This window comes from Winogradskyella sp. (assembly GCF_028282165.1).
GTDB lineage: Bacteria > Bacteroidota > Bacteroidia > Flavobacteriales > Flavobacteriaceae > Winogradskyella.
The window spans coordinates 18,106-36,932 of sequence record NZ_JANQIM010000016.1 but is presented as its reverse complement, the minus strand read 5'-3'; the positions used below and the strand labels follow the sequence as shown (position 1 = coordinate 36,932).

Sequence of the window (18,827 nt, the reverse complement as noted above, 5' to 3'; positions counted from 1 at the left end):
TTAAATCATGGAACGATAGCATCAAAGGAACAACATTTGATTATGAGGGCTGGTTTGGTGTAAAATCGCTTCCAGAACTTCGGGAAGATAGCACAGGAATTGTTGAAGGCCCAAAGAAGTATATTTTTAATGCTACACGGCGATGGATGAACCCAAAGGACAAGGGAACGGAATTTGGAATTGATGGATGGCGATTGGACGTTGCTTTTTGTATTGGACACCCATTTTGGAAAAAATGGCGCAAATACGTGCGCTCCATCAACGAAGAAGCGTATTTGACTGCCGAAATTGTTGACACACCCGAAAAAGTAGTACCGTATATGCAAGGTGATGAATTTGATGGGGAAATGAATTACAATTTTGCTTTTGCCTCGGCAGAGTATTTTTTTAATCCCGAGCCTTACAAAATTTCAACAAGTGAATATGATGCCAAATTGAAAGAACTTAGAGAGTTGTATCCGCTCCAAGTAGCTTATGTATCTCAAACCCTCTTCGGCAGTCACGATGTCAACAGAATTGGGTCGTATATCGTCAATCGTGGTATAGGCAATTTTAGGGACTGGAGTTCTTATGCCAGAATATCTAAGGCAATAGAAAATCCAGCATATTCTAGCCGTAAACCTAAAGCGGAAGATATTGAACTATTGAAGCTGTCCATAATTATGCAGATGACCTATGTCGGAGCACCTATGATTTATTACGGTGATGAGGTAGGGATGTGGGGTGCCAATGACCCCGATTGCAGAAAGCCAATGCTGTGGGATGATATTGTCTATGAGGACGAAGTATATGGTGCCGATGAAACGCTGCACGAGCCAGACAAGGTGGAGATTAACACATCGCTTTTTGACCATTACCGACAACTCATTAAAATTAGAAATGAAAACGAAGCTTTACAATTAGGTACTTACAAAACATTGCTGACTGATGATGACAATGCGGTCTTCGCATTTCAACGGTCATACAAAAATGACGATATCATCGTGGTCATTAACAATAGTGACACATCGCAAACCGTTGAATTAACTGAATTAAACGGACAGTGTTTTAAAGACCTCTTGACTTCAAACGTATATAAAGCAGACGACAAAAAGACGATTAAACCCAAATGGGGACTTATATTGGTGGCATGCAAGTAAAGTTTATTTTAATGCAAATGAAAGAAACACTAAGCATTATGCCTTCAGATAAAAAACATTGAATGTTGTTACGCCATAAACTCTTTTAGAGGTCAGTAGATAACTACATATGCAAACAAACTTTTAAAATATGATTACCAATAAGTTGTTCGATATGACAGCTCGACACGAAAGCTCTTTTTTTATTATCAAGTTAATGATTAAAACCCTGCAATTTCATTGCAGTTACTTTAGTTTTTATAAACTTTTTGTGGTTTGATTGTCATTTCGAACATAGTGAGAAATCTCATTATACAGCTAAAATTATGAGATTCCTCTTCGTACCTCATTCGGAATAACAACTGAACTCTAAAAGAATAAAATTCTTTTATTTAGAACGATGGATTTCAAATCCATCGTGGTTTATTTAAACAATTCCGCCGTATATTTTGGATTCATCAAATTATCCACGCTTAAAATTTTATCTAATTCAGCTTCGGTAAGTAGTTTCTTTTCGAGTACCAGTTCCCTTATGGATTTTCCTGTAGTAATAGCTTCTTTTCCAATAACATCTCCCATATGATGTCCTATATAAGGGTTTAAAAAGGTAATAATACCAACCGAATTCATTACCATTTGTTTAGTGTGTTCTTCATTTACTGTAATGCCATCTATACATTTTTTGGCCAGTGTGGTACAAGCATTAGAAAGTAGTTCAAAGGATTCGAACAAACACTGAGCAATTACAGGTTCCATGACATTGAGTTGCAATTGACCAGCTTCGGCTGCGAATGAAATAGCTACATCATTACCAATAATCTTAAAACAGACCTGATTGACCACTTCGGGAATCACAGGATTCACCTTTGCAGGCATAATGGAAGAGCCTGCTTGTAGTTCAGGTAGATTTATTTCGTTGAGACCGCATCGCGGCCCAGAAGATAACAATCGTAAATCGTTACAGATTTTAGAGAGTTTTACAGCAGTACGTTTTAGTGCCCCAGACATCATCACATAAGCACCACAATCTGATGTGGCTTCAATTAAATTGGCTGCTGGTACAAAACTAGCCTTGGTAAACTTTTGAAGATAGCCAATAGAAAGTTCTGTAAAGCCATCTGGCGCATTAACACTGGTGCCAATGGCTGTGGCTCCTAAATTCACTTCCAATATTAAATCGCGCGAATGTTTTAAATTTTTAGTTTCTTCTTTCAAATTCACCGACCAGGCCCCAAACTCATCTCCTAAAGACATAGGAACAGCATCTTGCAATTGGGTACGTCCCATTTTTAGAACATCCTTAAATTTAGAGGCTTTTTTGTCTACGCTTGTTGTTAAGGTGTTGAGGTGCTCTAACAATATATTCATATAATAATACAGTGCGACCCTAAATCCAGTGGGATAAGCATCATTGGTAGATTGCGACTTGTTGACATGGTCGTTAGGATTTAATACATCATATTCGCCTTTGTAATAGCCGTTAAGCTCTAGAGCTACATTAGCGATAACTTCGTTGGCATTCATGTTTACCGATGTACCAGCACCACCTTGAAATACATCTGACGGAAAAAATTTTGCATACGTTTCCAAATTTTCCAGAATATGATCACAGGCTTGCATAATCATTTCAGCTTTTTCTGAGGGAATAGTGCCTATTTCCAAATTTGCTGCAGCACAGGCTTTTTTGGTAAGAATCAAACCTTTTATAAGTAGGGGGTAATCACCAACTTTGGTGTTGGAAATCTGAAAATTATCGATAGCACGTTGGGTATGTATGCCATAGTAGAGGCGATTGTCGATCTCTAGCTGCCCTAAAAGGTCGGTTTCCTTTCGTTTCATAGTGTTCGGTTTAAGTTTGTACCAAAGTCATTGGTGTTATACACGAGTTTAGCCAAGCATTTTTTGTTTCAACCAACTCGAATTCATTTCAGCAATATTCTTAATAGAGATACCTTCTGGGCATTCCACTTCACATGCACCAGTATTGGTGCAATTACCAAAACCTTCAATATCCATTTGATAGGTCATTTGCTCTAAGCGTTCTTTGGCTTCAGCTTTGCCTTGCGGTAAACTGTTTAGGTGATTGATTTTTGCTGAAGTAAATAAAGCAGCAGAAGCATTTTTACAGGTGGCGACACAAGCACCACAGCCTATGCATGCTGCTGCATCCATGGCTTTATCAGCGATAGCCTTTGGTATAGGAATCGAATTGGCCTCGGGAGCAGTACCTGTTTTTGAACTGATATAGGCTCCAGCTTCGATAATTCGATCAAAAGCCGAACGATCAACTACCAAATCCTTTATTATTGGGAAAGCTGACGCCCGCCAAGGTTCTACCGTTATGGTTTCACCATCATTAAAACTTCGCATGTGCAATTGGCATGTGGTCATGTTGGGATGAGGACCATGTGCTCTACCATTTATATACACACCACATTGACCGCAAATGCCCTCACGACAATCATATTCATAAGCAATTACTTTTTCGTCTTTTAAAACCAATTCTTCATTGAGATGATCCAAAGCTTCCAAAAAAGACATATCTTCTGTTAAGCCATCGACCTCATAGGTTTTGAAATCCCCTTTGGAATTGGGATTGTCCTGCCGCCATATTTTAAAGGTTACTCTCATTCTGCCTATTATTTATAACTTCTCACAGTTGGTTTCACGAATTCAAATTCGAGTTGTTCTTTATGTAATTTGAAATTATCTTCATCATATTCCCAAGCCGATACAAAGGAATAGTCTTCATCTACACGCAATGCCTCTCCATCTTTAGTTTGGTATTCTTCCCTAAAATGGGCACCGCAGGATTCTTCACGCTGTAAAGCATCTGTGCACATTAAGATGCCTAACTCAATGAAGTCTGCCAGACGATATGCTTTTTCTAATTCTGTATTCATTTCGTCAGAATTGCCAGTAACTTTTACATCTGCCCAAAATTCTTCTTTCAGTTGCTTTATCTTAATGATGGCCCTTTCGAGACCCTCCTTGGTACGACTCATGGCACATTCGTTCCACATAATCTTACCGAGTTCTCTGTGAAAATGATCTACAGTTTTTGTTCCGTTTATATTTAGAATTTTTTCAATGTGAGCTTTAGCCTCAGTTTCTGCCTTATCAAACTCAGGATGTTCTGTAGTAGGATGGTCTGATTTAATCTCGTTTGCTAAATAATTGTTAATGGTATTCGGTAAAATAAAATAGCCATCCACACTAGCTTGAAGAAGAGAATTCGCGCCTAAACGATTGGCTCCATGATCTGAAAAGTTACATTCCCCAACAGCATAAAGACCAGGAATGGTAGTCATAAGCTCATAATCTACCCAAAGTCCACCCATAGAAAAATGTGCCGCAGGCGAAATAAGCATAGGCGTGGTGTAAGCATCAATACCCGTGATTTTTTTATACATATTGAATAAGTTACCATAGCGGTCTTTTATGGTATCTAAACCGAACTTTTCAATAGCGTGTTTAAAATCTAAATAGACCGCATTTTTGAGGCGACCGACACCATAACCAGCATCTATACGTTCCTTAGCTGCTCTAGAAGCAATATCACGAGGTGCCAAATTTCCAAAACTAGGATAGCGACGCTCCAAATAATAGTCGCGTTCATCCTCTGGAATATCTTTTGGCCGTCTACTGTCTTCTTTTTGTTTGGGTACCCAAATACGGCCGTCATTGCGCAAAGATTCAGACATCAACGTTAATTTGGATTGTGCCTCACTAGATTGTGGCAAAGCGGTCGGGTGAATTTGAGTGAAGCTAGGTGCTGCAAAGAATGCCCCTTTTTTATGCGCTTTCCAAATCGCACTACCATTACAGCCTATTGCCAAGGTTGAAAGGCGAAATACTCTTGAATACCCACCTGTTGCTAAAACTACGGCGTCAGCAGCATAACGCTCTAATTGACCGGTAACTAAATTTCTCACAATGATACCTTTGGCCTTACCATCAATAACTACTAAATCTAACATCTCACTACGTGGATGCATGCTTACTTTTTTGGCCCTGATCATTTTATAAAGTTGTGAGTACGCAGCTAATAACAATTGCTGACCCGTTTGCCCTCTGGCGTAAAATGTACGTTGTACTTGGACACCACCAAAACTACGGTTGATCAAAGTGCCACCATACTCCCGTGCAAAAGGTACACCTTGCTGTACAAAATGGTCAATCAAAGGTGCTGATAATTCTGCAAGACGATAGGTGTTAGCTTCTCGAGACCTAAAGTCACCTCCTTTTAATGTGTCATAAAACATGCGATACACGCTGTCGCCATCATGTTGATAGTTTTTAGCGGCATTGATGCCACCTTGTGCGGCTACCGAATGTGCACGTCTGGCAGAATCCTGATAGCAAAAACATTGGACATCATAGCCTAATTCTGCTAAGGTTGCAGCAGCACCAGCACCACTGAGACCAGAGCCTACAACGATGACATTTAATTTTTTCTTATTTGCGGGATTAATCAGTTGTGATTTTAACTGATAGTTGCTCCATTTTTTTTCTAATGGTCCTTCCGGTATCTTAGGATTCAATTGAATTTTCATCACTTCTAAGATAATCGAAAAACTATTCTTTTACAAGATAATTGCTTTAAATAAGTGTTGAAATTTGTTGCCCTTCAGTCGTTAGATAATTCTTCATTAAATCTACAGTCATGCATGAATGCACGGGCAGAATAAGAACGTAATCGCCAATCCTATAGCTGTCAAAATCCTGAATTGGAACCTTGATAATACCATGTTCTTGAGATAAACTTTTTACAAAGGTGTTTGCCAGAATCTTACTCCAGCCATTTTTAGTTTTTTCTACTACTTTTCCATAGATAGTGATACCATTTTCAATGAGTCGATCCTTGGAAAAATGAACACCACCACCATAGATGACTACTTCAGATCGATTTTTGTGTTTTGCTACAATAGGGCAAGCCACGGCAACAGCAATATCTTTGATGGTATTAGATCCAATTTGGTATTGCATTAGATCGTAGAACACAAAATTACCTGGACGTATTTCGTTAATTCCAGAAAAATCTTCCGATACACTGCAACTCGGCGTATCCCCTAGGGATACAATCATGTTTGGATATCGCGAGTGATAGTTGCTTTTTAGTTGATTAATGACTTTTAAACTTCTACTATGGGTGTCCTTAATACATTCTTCAGAGTCACACTTGTAAGTATGACCAGAATGCGACAAGAAACCTACAAATTTCATTAACGGAGAATTATCCAGTTCTTCAAGTAGGAAATTTACATCATCGATATTGTAAGGGGCAATGCCTGTTCTACCATAACCAACATCAATCTGAATAAAGATATTGACTTTATGAGTAAGATGTTTTTTTAAGTACAGAACACTTTCACTATTTTCAACTGTTAAATTGAGTGTAATTTTTGATGCCAGACTATTGATCGTCTCAATTTCTAGAATATTGGTTGGGAAAGCTACCGTGATATCATTCCATTCCTTGGAGAAATAGTCTGCCATAGTCAAAGATGATACGGCAATCTTTTCAACTCCATAATCCTTAAACCATTGGCCTATTTCAAGGGATTGGTGCGTTTTAAAGTGTGGGCGGAATTGTAATTGGTGTCTTTTGGCTTTAGACACCATATTTTTAATATTGTACAGACATTTCGACTTATCAATGATAAGTGTTGGTTTTGTTATGTTAAGATCTTTACACATAAATTATTTATGCTGACTTATTTTTCTCCTACATGTTAAAAACCCTTTGATGTCATTGTTTGTTGCGATTTCAATTATTGTTGTTCCAACCATTTCCTAGCATTAACGAACGCTTCAATCCAAGGCGATACCTCATCTTTTCTTCCATAAGGATAATGCGCCCAATTCCATTGGAATATTGAACGTTCAATATGTGGCATGGTAACTAAATGTCTACCTGTTTTATCGCACATCATGGCCGTGTTAAAATCAGAGCCATTTGGATTGTGAGGGTAGCCTTCATAACTATACTTTGCAACAATGTGATATTTGTCTTCTAAATATGGAAGATTGAACTTTCCTTCGCCATGAGATATCCATACACCTAGTTGACTCCCTGCCAAGCTCGATAGCATCACCGAGTTGTTCTCTTCAATTTTTACTGAAGTAAAAGCACTTTCATGCTTATGCGAATCATTATAGGTCATTTTTCCATGAATATCGTGATCTGGATTAATGAGGTCTAATTCCATCCAAAGTTGACAGCCATTACAGATCCCGACAGAGAGTGTATCTTCTCTTTGAAAGAAGTCCCAAATAACTTTATTGGCCTTTTCATTATATTTAATAGCGCCAGCCCAACCTTTGGCAGAACCTAGTACGTCCGAATTACTAAAGCCACCAACAGCTCCCAAAAATTGTATATCTTCTAGAGTTTCCCTTCCTGAAATTAAATCGGTCATGTGTACGTCCTTAACATCAAAACCGGCTAAATACATGGCGTTTGCCATTTCCCGTTCAGAATTACTGCCTTTTTCCCTTAGAATAGCTGCTTTTGGTCGTTTATCGTCATTACGAGGAGCTTGCGAGGCGGCAATCTCAGATGGCTTTGTTTTACTCGAATTGACAGGAAGTTTACCCGTAAAATGCTCAGGGAATGAGTAGTTTAATGGCTGATATTTATAATTTTCAAAACGTTGGTCGGCTAATCCATTTGCCGTTTGTTCGCGGTCGAGTAGAAGTGAGGTTTTATACCACATGTCTCTGAGACGAGAAATGGTCATAGTATATACTTGATTATAATTTATTACACCAAGCACATCACTTTCGGTCACTTCTCCGATTTTATGGAAGTTAATATTGGCTTTAGATAAATCACTCTCGATGGAATGGTCAGTAGATTGAATGACGATACCAGCATTTTCCGAAAATAACACCTTAAAAGTATCTTTTTCACCAAGACTTGTAATGTCTAATTCAGCGCCTAAATTATTATCGGCAAAGCACATTTCTAGCAGCGTTGTAATTAAACCACCCGAAGCTACATCATGACCAGCAACAATTTTTTCATCTTTAATTAATTGTTGTATGGTGTTAAATACGGTAATTACATATTTAGCGTCTGTAATGGTAGGTGTATCACTTCCAATTTTATTATTGATCTGGGCAAATGAACTTCCACCGAGTTTATAACTGTCTTGAGATATATTAATATAATAGATAGAACCTTTTTCTTTTTGAAGTACAGGCTCTATTACCTTAGAAATATCGTTGCAATGAGCCGCTGCAGAAATAATAACCGTTCCAGGTGCAATCACGTCGCCATCTGGATATTTTTGTTTCATTGAAAGGGAATCCTTTCCTGTAGGAACATTAATGCCTAAGTCTATAGCAAATTCTGAGACAGCTTTGACTGCTTCATATAATCTGGCATCCTCACCTTCATTTCTGCACGGCCACATCCAATTGGCTGATAGCGAAACGCTTTTTAAACCGTCTTTTAAAGGTGCCCAAATAATATTAGTCAGTGCTTCAGCTATAGAGTTGCGACTACCTGCTACAGGATCAATTAGACCCGAAATAGGTGAGTGCCCAACAGACGTTGCTATGCCTTCTTTACCTTTAAAATCGAGTGCCATTACACCCACATTGTTAAGAGGCAATTGTAGTGCACCAACACATTGTTGTTTAGCTACTTTTCCGCCTACACAACGATCTACCTTATTGGTTAGCCAATCCTTACAAGCCACAGCTTCGAGTTGCAATACTTGATCTAAATAATCATAAAACTTTTCACTACTATAAGAAACATTACTATAATTCTTCTTTACAGTACTATCGTTCATAATAGTTTTTGGAGAGCTTCCAAACATATCCTCTAAAGCTAGGTCCATAGGTTTATCACCTTTAGTTTTAGACTCAAAAGTAAAGCGATGTTTGCCCGTAACATCACCGACATCATAAATTGGTGAACGTTCTCGGTCTGCAATCTTATGCAAGGTCTCGAGATGCTCATCCGCAATAACCAATCCCATTCGCTCTTGAGATTCATTACCTATAATTTCTTTAGCTGAAAGGGTAGGATCGCCAACAGGAAGTTTGTCTAAATCTATATGTCCTCCAGTATCTTCTACCAATTCCGATAAACAATTGAGATGTCCACCTGCACCATGATCGTGAATGGAGACGATAAAATTTTCATCACTTTCTACCATTCCCCTTACAGCATTAGCCGCGCGTTTTTGCATCTCAGGGTTTGAACGCTGTACGGCATTTAATTCAATTCCAGTATCAAACTCACCAGTATCTGCTGAAGATACTGCGGCACCTCCCATACCGATTCTATAATTATCACCACCAAGGATTACGATTTTATCTCCTGTTTTTGGTACATCTTTAATCGCTTGATCTGCTTTGGCATAGCCTATACCGCCAGCAAGCATAATGACTTTATCGAAACCTAATTTACGCGGATGAGACCCCTCGACTGCCTGTCCGTCGTGCAAGACTTTGGAAGGCGCGGCGCTCGGGGAGACATCGCTTTGCTCGTTATGTTCGAATGTTAAAACTGAACCACAAATAAGCGGTTGTCCAAATTTATTGCCAAAGTCTGAAGCGCCATTACTGGCTTTAATTAAAATGTCTATAGGCGTTTGATATAACCATTTACGCTCGGGAAAAGCTTTTTCCCAAGGGCGTTCTTCTTCTAATCGTGAATAAGAAGTCATATAAACGGCTGTTCCTGCTAAAGGGATTGATCCTTTTCCGCCAGCTAATCTATCCCTAATTTCACCTCCAGATCCCGTTGCGGCACCATTGAAAGGTTCTACAGTCGTTGGGAAATTATGCGTTTCGGCCTTTAACGAAATAACGGATTCAAAATCTTTGGTGGTATAATAGTCTGGAATATCGGCGCGTTTTGGTGCAAATTGTTCTACAGTAGGGCCTTTTATAAAAGCTACATTGTCTTTGTAGGCCGAAACAATGGTATTGGGATTTCTCTTTGAGGTTTCCTTAATCATTTTGAACAATGACATAGGTTGCTCTTCGCCATCAATTATAAAGGTACCGTTAAAAATTTTGTGGCGACAATGCTCCGAATTAACCTGGGAAAAACCAAACACTTCAGAGTCTGTTAGTGGCCGCCCTATTTTTTTCGAAACTTCTTCTAGATATTCAATTTCTTCACCACTTAATGCCAAACCTTCCTGTTGATTGTACAATGTAATATCTTCAATATTTTGAATAGCTTCTGGTTGAATATTTATGGTGAAAATATCTTGATGAAGACTTCTGAATTTTTCAGAAATCATCGGATCGTATTCTTTAAAATCTTCGGATACTGCTTTAAATTCTTCAATCCTTATGATGTCAGAAATTCCCATGTTTTGGGTTATTTCAACAGCATTAGTACTCCAAGGTGTAATCATAGCAGCTCTAGGGCCAATAAAAAAAGCATCGATTGATGCTTGCTCTATTTTAGGCGCGTCGCCAAATAACCATGTCAGTTTAGATACCGTTTCAGTTGATAATTCTTTTGTGGTTTGAACAGCAAAAACTTTACTGTCCCGATAACTATCGGGATGGTTTCCAAAGAAGTGAATCATTAGATGCAGGGTTGATGCGATTAATAAAGGGCAAATTTACGCTTTTTTATGGGAAAAATAGTTTAATATGTGTAGTGTAAAGGTGAAGTTATCCACCAGTAATTGACACTAGAAATAGGATTTTAAAATTCGTTTTACAGATCCATAATAGGAATTGCCAAAAACATTGAGATGCACCAATAAATAATACAATTGATAAAGCTCGATACGTTCTTTAAAAGAATCAGATATTGGTTTTTCACTATGATAAGCCTCGTAAAAACTGGAACTAAAACCGCCAAAAAGTTTGCTCATGGCAATATCAATTTCTGAGTGGCCATAATAAACCGATGGGTCTATAAGGTACGGTGTTCCATCTTCTGCTATGATGAAGTTTCCACCCCATAAATCGCCATGCAATAATGATGGCTTTACTTTATGACAAAAGGATTGAAGACATGATTTAATATCATCTATTGAGGGAATTTCAGATGTACTAAGTAAACCTTTTTTGAGGGCTAAATCGAGTTGGGCACTTAAGCGATGTTTGCTGTAGAAATTGATCCAGTCTTTAGAAGGCGTGTTTTGTTGTTCAAGACTTCCAATGAAGTTGTCATTATCTAATCCAAAATTTTCTGAAGTACAATCATGAAGTCGGGAAAGCTGAAATCCTAGTTTTGAATAATCTTCTGAAGTAGGAGATTTTGAAACAATATTTTCCATAAGGAGGAAAGCGGTATCTTTCTGTATACCAAAATCAAAAACTTCTGGTGTGGCAATGGTATTGGACTTAGCAATTAGGTTGAGCCCGTTTGCCTCAGCTTCAAACATGTTTATGGAACCATTTACACGACTACATTTAAGAATGTAAGATGATTTTTTGGATGTATCTAGCTTTAAAACAGAAGCCGTGTCACCACCTGAAAGAGGTCTAGAGCTTACTATCGGTGTTTGAAGACTGCTTTCAATATATCTTATTAAGTCTTCTTCTAATAACATTTTTAGAGACGAACCAATTTATAAGTTCTGCTCTGGTTGCCAAGAACTAGTTTGATTATATAAATTCCCCTGTTTAAGTTGCCAATATTTATTTCGCGATTAACAACATTACCATTAGTAACTTTTTTTCCTAAAATAGAGAACACCTCATAAGTAAGGTTCTGATTTGAACTTATATGTAATGTATTACCTCTAGCAGGGTTTGGATAAATTGTGATGTTATTCAAGTCATATTCAGTTGTGCTCAACAAACCACAAGTCCAGGATAGATTGTCGAACATAACTCTATTCGAAGGATTACTGTTATTGTTGATTACCAATGAGCTAACCGAAATAACATCTACGGGAATGGTAGTTGTAGTTGGTGTATCGGTATAGGGAATTGTACCAATAACATTCCCATTTACTACCAAATCAAATGTACCTGCATTTCCGCTGAAAACTCTTTGAGTTGTTACGGTTAATTGCTCTACGAGTCCAAAGTCTCCAGAAGTATTAGTAGGTTCTAGTATACCATTCCTAATGGTTATGGCCCTATTATCTAAGGTTTGATCTGTTCGAGAATCGGTAGCATTCCACGTTATGTCTATGTCATCACCTGTCCAAGTTACGTTAGAATATGAACTTGAAGATGTACCTATATTTTCGAATGTCTCTGTGACACAATTTAGATCACTGCCATCATTTAAAGTGACTTCACAAGACTCATTGCTAAAGTCAGATTCATTACCAGCAGCATCTCTTGCTTTTATGGTAAAACAGTAAAGAGTATCTGTTATTAAACCAGAGGCTGTTGTATTTGTATTTGCATTACCCGTATTAAATGAGAAAACGCTATTAATATAGACATCATACGATGTTACAGCAACATTATCTGTCGATGCAGTCCAATCAAGATCTATACTATTAGCTGTAGGATTAGAAGCCACCAAATTTGTTGGGTCCGTAGGAGCTTCAGTATCAACTGTGCCAGACCAAATCAGAGCTGCATAATTTGGATTGTCAACAAATGGGTTTCTATTGTTCTGATAATCAAAAACCGTATTGTTTCTATCGATTTCTTTTTGAGAAACGGGATCATTGGCATGCCAGGTTAATAGGATTGTTAAGAATGGATCATCTAAAGCTTTATTGTTAGTGCCATCGAACATTGGGTAACTACTCCAGTTATTAACTTGGTCTTCATAACGTGTTACAAAATAAAAGTACATTCTCGCCACGTCGCCTTTGAACTCATCTAAGGGCTCAAAAACAGTGTCTGTGTAACCAGCTGAGTAGCCACTGTTGAGATTACCTCCGGCTTTAGAGCCATTCATTGTTGGATTGCTTATTCCGCCTTGGGAAATAAGTTGATTATCATCCACAACGCCAAAAGGAAAATTACTTCTTAATCCGTTCACCCTACCGTCGACAGGGATAACTGTGTGCCCATCATCTACCATTGGGCTTGCTTCGTTATAGACGGATCTAGGTATAATATGTTCTTTGTTATAGCATTCTCCTTCGCTGCTAAAATTACCAGCACATTCATCTGTAGGAAAAACATAGTTATAGGGATCGACACCTGTAGGATTTTCTGAATAAATATCTAAAATAGTTCCGTCGTTCTCATAGTATGAATCTAGATCGCTGGTGCCATAGAGATTATCTAAATTATCACCTTGATCATTATGCGTAAATTCTGGAGAAAGTCCATCATTATTATCGTTGATGATTCGTTTTAATTGGGATTTTAAAGCAAAACCAGTTAGCCCATCTGCTGAATCATAGTAGCCCGTAGGAACTTGTCCAAAGGATAAAAATGTGATGAATATAAATGTGAGTAGGTAGAATTGTTTCATAAATCTAATTTATTCATTTGTTTTTTCTAATAGTGCCATATAAAACCCATCATAACCAGATGTATGGGCCAATACTTTTTTGTCCTTGACAAAAGTAAACGCTTTTCCTGTTTCTGAGGTTAAGAATTTGTCAATTTGTTTTTCATTTTCAGATGGTAAAATAGAACAGGTAGCATACACCATATTTCCGCCAGGTTTTACCATTTTGGAATATTGATTCAATACTTCGGTCTGTGTATTTTTTATATTTTCAATAAACTCTGGTGATAGTTTCCACTTGGCATCTGGATTTCTCCTTAAAACACCTAAACCAGAGCAGGGCGCATCTATTAATAGCCGATCTGCTTTACCATGCAGTTTCTTTATAGGTTTTGTAGAATCAATCACTTTTAATTCTACATTATGCACACCATTTCGTCGTGCTCTTACTTTCAGCTTTTTTAGTTTACTTTCATAAATGTCCATTGCAATGATTTGGCCCTTGTTTTCCATAAGTGAAGCCAAATGCAATGTTTTACCACCTGCACCTGCACAGGCATCCACAACTTTCATGCCTGGTTTTACATCGAGAAAATCTGCCACAAGCTGTGATGATGCATCCTGAACTTCGAGCCAACCATTTTTAAAAGCCTCTGTTTTAAAAACATTGGCACGTTCCTTCAGCTTTAAAGCTGAAGGATAATTTGATAAGAATTCTGCTTCTATGTCTTCGGATTGAAGCTTTAAGCGTAAATCTTTTTTAGTGGTTTTTAGTGTATTGACTCTTAGTATAACGTCGGCTTGTTTGTTTTGCGCCGCTATTTCATCAGTCCAAGTAGATTCACCTAATTCTTTAAGCCCTAAATGGTCCATCCAATCAGGTATGGATTCGCGATATTTTCTAATCTTAGATAGTTCGTCGAAGCGGCCTTTTATTTTTCGAGTTGGTGTATCGGAGAAATATTTCCAATCTGGTAGCCTGATACCCTTTAAGGTTGCCCAAACAGCAAATAGGCGCCATAAGTTATCTCTGTTGTAAGGCGCTTTTACATTGGCGATTTCTGCATATAAGCGCATATATCTCACAATTTCATAAGTTGTTTCTGCAATAAAACCTCTATCGCGACTGCCCCAGCGCTTATCACGCTTTAATAGTTGTTGCACAACTTTATCGGCATATTCATTTTCATTGAAGATTTGGTGTAACCCATCAATGACTGCGAAGCATAAGTTTCTGTGTAGACGCATTGTTTTTTAGTTTACAGTATTCAGCCGCAGTTGGCAGTATAAATGATTAACTCAATTTTGCTTTAACCAATTGTCTAGTGGTAAAAGGCGTGCAAAGTTACATTTAATTCATCAATTAATTTCTTAATTTGTAAACGATAATTAATAAGTATTTGGAGCAAAACGACTTTATTAAGAGATTAATAGCAGGTGAAGAGGCAGCTTACGGCAAGCTATTAGATGACTTTCAACAGAAAGTATTTTCAACTTGTATCTCTTTTGTGCCAAATAAAGAGGAGGCCGAAGATTTGGCCCAAGATGTTTTTGTTGAGGTGTTTAGATCTATTCATAAATTTAAAGGCAACTCTAAACTATCTACATGGATTTACAGAATTACAACTAATAAGTGCCTCGAATTTATTAGAAAACGTAATACAAAAAAACGATTTGCATTTTTACAGTCCTTAAGTGGAAGTGCAATACCTATAGATAAAACATCATATTTTACAGAGATGAATCATCCAGGGATAATCTTAGAGAATAAAGAGAAAAGTGAAACCCTGTTTTTAGCTATTAATAGTTTGCCTGAGGCACAAAGAGTTACATTTACGTTACATAAAATAGATGGGTTAAGCTATCAGGAAATTAGTGAAATCACACAGAAAAGTATATCCTCAGTTGAGTCTTTAATGTTTAGGGCTAAGAAGAATTTACAGAACATATTAGAGGATTTTTATAAAAAGAACATGTAACGCAAGTTTTTAAGGATTATTGCATCTAAGTATATGGGTATGGAAAAAAATAAGAGTATAAAGCAAAAAATTGAAGCAACAATTAATAGCGTAGATGCTATTGACGAGGTTAAAATTTCTCCATTTTTTAAAGAGAAAACGTTGCGGCAAATGTTTTCGGAAAAACAGGAAGAATCTGCTACCGTGTGGTCGTGGTTTACACCGCAACTTCAGTTCGCTACATTAATATTAATAGTGGCTTTAAACGTTTTTGCAGTAATGCAGTTGAGAGATGACAATTATGATGAAGAAATCTCGACTTTTGCCGAAAGTTATGGATTGCTTATAGATTCTGAAGATGCTTTAATTAACTAGAAAATGAAAAAACAATTACCACTTTATATCTTACTTGTATTTCTAATTGTAGTTAATGGTTTCTTTTTATTTAAATATTTAGGAGAAGCAAAAGAAAATAAATCAAAAGGGCCAAAAAGTCCGGATAGTTTTATCACCAATAGATTAAATTTTAACAATGCTCAATTGAAACAATTTAATGCGTTAGAGCGAACACACAGAGAAAAGATGATGACTCTATCAGAACAAATTAGAGCTACTAAAGACGCACTTTTTGATAAGATATCCGAACCTAATGCAGACAATTCAGTTATTGACTCTATCACTTCAGTTATTGGAGAATATGAAAAGAAAAAAGATTTAGAAGTATTTAAGCATTTCAGAGCGATATACAATATATGTGATAATAATCAAAAAGAAGCTTTTGAGGATCTTGTGAAAGATGCGTTACACAAAGGGCCTCCAACAAGAGGAAGAAGACCTCCTAGAGGAAAGGTAGGCAAAGAACATGGGCCTCCACCACCAAGACATTAAGGCAAAAGATCTCAGCTAGAGGTCTTTTTTAGTTTATTTAACAGCATTGGGCACAAGTTTTTTAAAGAGTATTCATCTAAAGCTATAATGATGAATACTTTTTTAATTAAATGACTAAATCAATGATTATGTTCATGAATCAATATCCAATATTCGGACTTTTAGCTTTACTGTCACTAAACTGCAATAGTCAAAAAGCAAAATACACCCACAATCATGACGGTACATCACATGTCCATGAAACTACTTTAGAAACCAACAACTATTTTGGCGAGTATACCTTAAATAGAGAAACCTATGGCACTAAGACTGTAGTTAAGATAAAGGGTAACCAAAGAATCATGACGACCAATGCCTTACCCGACCATGAAACAGGTGATTTTCCGAATCAAGGAAATCCTAATGCGATTTCATCCCAAAATAAAACGTATGCATTTCCATTATATCCTAAATATATAGGCAAAGCGAAATGGGTAAGAGAACCTGGTGTAGCTTTAAATGGTGTGAAGTTTGAACCAGGAACGGCTGAAGTTGTGATTTGTGATACTGGTGAAAACTATCGTGTTGAAGCCTTACAAGATGTCATTGATTTAGGATTGGATTTTAATCATGCTCATGTGCAGCCTACAGGTGCATATCACTATCATGGGACTCCGACTTCGGTTATCGAAAATTTTGATTCTGGTGAAGATTTAGTCCATATAGGCTTTGCGCACGATGGTTTTCCAATGTATTACTCTAAAAGTGGAAAGTATAAGTCGAGTTACAAGGCTGTTAGCGGAAGTAGGGAAGGTGAGGATTGTACCTACGAAAACCCTACGCAACGTATGCAGATTTCAGTAGAAGGCCATCATGATGGTACTTTTACTTCAGATTTTGAATATGTTGAAGGTTATGGTGATTTAGACGAGTGTAATGGCATTACCGTTGATGGTCATTATATGTATTTGGTTACTCGTGAATTCCCATATGTCAGTAGATGTTTAATGGGTGAATATAAAGAAGAAAGAAGACCGCAATACAGATCTATGAACATGGATAATAGAGCTAGGCGAGGGAGGAGATATACACCAAGCTTTTCAGAACTTTTGGAAAAGATGGATAAAGATAATGACAAGAGGATCAGTAAAAATGAAGCACAAGGGCCATTACATGATTTTTTTGACCGAGTAGATGCCAACAAAGATGGCTATCTCACTGAAGAAGAAGTGAAAAATGCTTTACAACATAGAAATCAAAGATCAGCAAGAAGAGGTTAATTTTTTTAAAAGGGCCCAACATAAAATTTGGTTAGTTTATAATTTGATTGATTATTGTTAATTGGAAAGGCTTTACGGATATATTGTAAAGCTTTTCTATTTTTAAGGAAATATTTTATTTATGCGATTATTAATTGTTTGCTTACTTTTCTTGGCTAGTTTACACTCTTGTAAATCAAAAAGATTATTTAAAGCTAGAGAAGTGACTAAAGTAGAGATTAATACTTTGTTACAAGATTCCCTTCTAAACATTAGGGCAATTGATTTGGTAAAAATTATGCCTGAAAAAGTTAATATTTGTGCGTTTTTAACGTCAAGAGGTGAGTTTGGAACAATTCTACCTAATTATTTAGTTAAACATACTGATTCGTTAAAGGATAGAAAGCATTACGTTCATAAAATTAACCTATCAAATGACACATTACAACTAAATTTTAGGGCAATGGCTATTCGAGAAAAAAGAGGATATGGAATATCAATTGGTAATCCAGCAGTTCTGTTTAGTCTAGATGCTGATTTAGAAAAAAATAAAATTGTTTACCAAGAAGTTCATCCAAAAGCTTTTTACGACTCCATGGATTTTTGGAATGATGAAGAAGGTATGGCTATTGGCGATCCTACTGAGGATTGTATGAGTGTTATTATTACTAGAGATGGAGGTAAGACTTGGAACAAATTATCTTGCGATGATTTGCCAAAGGCCAAAGAAGGTGAGGCTGCTTTTGCTGCTAGTGATACCAATATCGCCATAGTCGGTGACCATACTTGGGTTGCAACTGGAGGAAAGGCAAGTAGAATATTGTACTCGCCAAATAAAGGTAAAACATGGGAGGTTTTCGATACGCCAATTGTACAAGGCAAGGAAACCACTGGGATGTATTCCATAGACTTTTACGATGAAAATAATGGTTTCGCAATTGGTGGCGATTATACCCAACCCAATGATACTTTAGCCAATAAAATAAGAACAAGTGATGGCGGAAGAAACTGGCAAGTGGTAGCAAATGCTAAAGGGCCTGGTTATAGAAGTTGTGTGCAGTACATTCCTAATAGTAATGCTAAGGAATTGGTAGCAGTGGGTTTCAAAGGGATTGATTATAGTAACGATGCTGGCAATAATTGGAGGCACTTAAGCGATGAGGGTTTTTACACCATTCGATTTTTAAATGATTCCGTTGCCTATGCAGCGGGTAGAGGGCGTATTAGTAAATTAACATTTAGGGAATAAAAAAAGAAGCCG

Annotated in this window: 14 protein-coding genes; 6 read left to right on the top strand and 8 right to left on the bottom strand. The window is 37.2% G+C overall.

The features are described from left to right. On the top strand, positions 1 to 1,139 hold a 1,139-nt coding region (locus tag Q0972_RS07425; RefSeq protein ID WP_299364333.1), incomplete at its 5' end, for an alpha-amylase family glycosyl hydrolase. A 402-nt stretch (positions 1,140 to 1,541) separates the two neighbouring features. Here Q0972_RS07425 and aspA read toward each other — a convergent pair. From aspA to Q0972_RS07385, 8 genes are all read right to left on the bottom strand, one after another. Further along, positions 1,542 to 2,957, bottom strand: coding sequence for an aspartate ammonia-lyase (gene aspA / locus Q0972_RS07420; protein WP_299364331.1), 1,416 nt, complete (start codon positions 2,955 to 2,957; stop codon positions 1,542 to 1,544). 48 nt (positions 2,958 to 3,005) lie between these two features. After that, on the bottom strand, positions 3,006 to 3,749 hold the full coding sequence (locus Q0972_RS07415) for a succinate dehydrogenase/fumarate reductase iron-sulfur subunit (RefSeq protein ID WP_299364328.1): 744 nt from the start codon (positions 3,747 to 3,749) through the stop codon (positions 3,006 to 3,008). Between the two features lie 8 nt (positions 3,750 to 3,757). Further along, positions 3,758 to 5,668: a fumarate reductase/succinate dehydrogenase flavoprotein subunit gene (locus tag Q0972_RS07410; protein ID WP_299364336.1), complete on the bottom strand. Its 1,911-nt coding sequence runs from the start codon at positions 5,666 to 5,668 to the stop codon at positions 3,758 to 3,760. A gap of 52 nt (positions 5,669 to 5,720) precedes the next feature. Continuing rightward, positions 5,721 to 6,818, bottom strand: a complete 1,098-nt coding sequence (locus Q0972_RS07405) for an alanine racemase (protein WP_299364325.1) — start codon at positions 6,816 to 6,818, stop codon at positions 5,721 to 5,723. A 74-nt stretch (positions 6,819 to 6,892) separates the two neighbouring features. Continuing rightward, complete coding sequence (gene purL, locus Q0972_RS07400; RefSeq protein WP_299364323.1) at positions 6,893 to 10,684, bottom strand: phosphoribosylformylglycinamidine synthase; 3,792 nt, start codon at positions 10,682 to 10,684, stop codon at positions 6,893 to 6,895. A 108-nt stretch (positions 10,685 to 10,792) separates the two neighbouring features. After that, on the bottom strand, positions 10,793 to 11,662 hold the full coding sequence (locus Q0972_RS07395) for a fructosamine kinase family protein (protein WP_299364320.1): 870 nt from the start codon (positions 11,660 to 11,662) through the stop codon (positions 10,793 to 10,795). Between the two features lie 2 nt (positions 11,663 to 11,664). Then, the gene (locus tag Q0972_RS07390; protein ID WP_299364317.1) at positions 11,665 to 13,503 is read right to left on the bottom strand and encodes an endonuclease; all 1,839 of its coding nucleotides are present in this window, start codon (positions 13,501 to 13,503) and stop codon (positions 11,665 to 11,667) included. A 9-nt stretch (positions 13,504 to 13,512) separates the two neighbouring features. Then, on the bottom strand, positions 13,513 to 14,730 hold the full coding sequence (locus Q0972_RS07385) for an RsmB/NOP family class I SAM-dependent RNA methyltransferase (RefSeq protein ID WP_299364314.1): 1,218 nt from the start codon (positions 14,728 to 14,730) through the stop codon (positions 13,513 to 13,515). A 152-nt stretch (positions 14,731 to 14,882) separates the two neighbouring features. Between Q0972_RS07385 and Q0972_RS07380 the strand changes: the two genes are divergently transcribed. From Q0972_RS07380 to Q0972_RS07360, 5 genes are all read left to right on the top strand, one after another. Beyond that, the gene (locus tag Q0972_RS07380) at positions 14,883 to 15,461 is read left to right on the top strand and encodes an RNA polymerase sigma factor (RefSeq protein WP_299364313.1); all 579 of its coding nucleotides are present in this window, start codon (positions 14,883 to 14,885) and stop codon (positions 15,459 to 15,461) included. 39 nt (positions 15,462 to 15,500) lie between these two features. Then, positions 15,501 to 15,815 (top strand): hypothetical protein, encoded by a 315-nt coding sequence (locus Q0972_RS07375; RefSeq protein WP_299364310.1) that lies wholly within the window; start codon positions 15,501 to 15,503, stop codon positions 15,813 to 15,815. 3 nt (positions 15,816 to 15,818) lie between these two features. Continuing rightward, positions 15,819 to 16,328, top strand: coding sequence for a Spy/CpxP family protein refolding chaperone (locus tag Q0972_RS07370; RefSeq protein ID WP_299364309.1), 510 nt, complete (start codon positions 15,819 to 15,821; stop codon positions 16,326 to 16,328). Positions 16,329 to 16,456: 128 nt separating this feature from the next. Then, positions 16,457 to 17,587 (top strand): YHYH protein, encoded by a 1,131-nt coding sequence (locus Q0972_RS07365; RefSeq protein ID WP_299364308.1) that lies wholly within the window; start codon positions 16,457 to 16,459, stop codon positions 17,585 to 17,587. Between the two features lie 202 nt (positions 17,588 to 17,789). Continuing rightward, positions 17,790 to 18,815 carry a WD40/YVTN/BNR-like repeat-containing protein gene (locus tag Q0972_RS07360; RefSeq protein WP_367182396.1) on the top strand — a complete coding sequence of 342 codons (1,026 nt, stop codon included), beginning with the start codon at positions 17,790 to 17,792 and terminating at the stop codon, positions 18,813 to 18,815. Positions 18,816 to 18,827: the final 12 nt, after the last annotated feature.

Coding starts and splice junctions, on each gene's coding strand:
- aspA (WP_299364331.1), bottom strand. CDS start 2,957: ATGAAACGAAAGGAAACCGACCTTTTAGGGCAGCTAGAGATCGACAAT.
- Q0972_RS07415 (WP_299364328.1), bottom strand. CDS start 3,749: ATGAGAGTAACCTTTAAAATATGGCGGCAGGACAATCCCAATTCCAAA.
- Q0972_RS07405 (WP_299364325.1), bottom strand. CDS start 6,818: ATGTGTAAAGATCTTAACATAACAAAACCAACACTTATCATTGATAAG.
- purL (WP_299364323.1), bottom strand. CDS start 10,684: ATGATTCACTTCTTTGGAAACCATCCCGATAGTTATCGGGACAGTAAA.
- Q0972_RS07395 (WP_299364320.1), bottom strand. CDS start 11,662: ATGTTATTAGAAGAAGACTTAATAAGATATATTGAAAGCAGTCTTCAA.
- Q0972_RS07390 (WP_299364317.1), bottom strand. CDS start 13,503: ATGAAACAATTCTACCTACTCACATTTATATTCATCACATTTTTATCC.
- Q0972_RS07385 (WP_299364314.1), bottom strand. CDS start 14,730: ATGCGTCTACACAGAAACTTATGCTTCGCAGTCATTGATGGGTTACAC.
- Q0972_RS07375 (WP_299364310.1), top strand. CDS start 15,501: ATGGAAAAAAATAAGAGTATAAAGCAAAAAATTGAAGCAACAATTAAT.
- Q0972_RS07370 (WP_299364309.1), top strand. CDS start 15,819: ATGAAAAAACAATTACCACTTTATATCTTACTTGTATTTCTAATTGTA.
- Q0972_RS07365 (WP_299364308.1), top strand. CDS start 16,457: ATGTTCATGAATCAATATCCAATATTCGGACTTTTAGCTTTACTGTCA.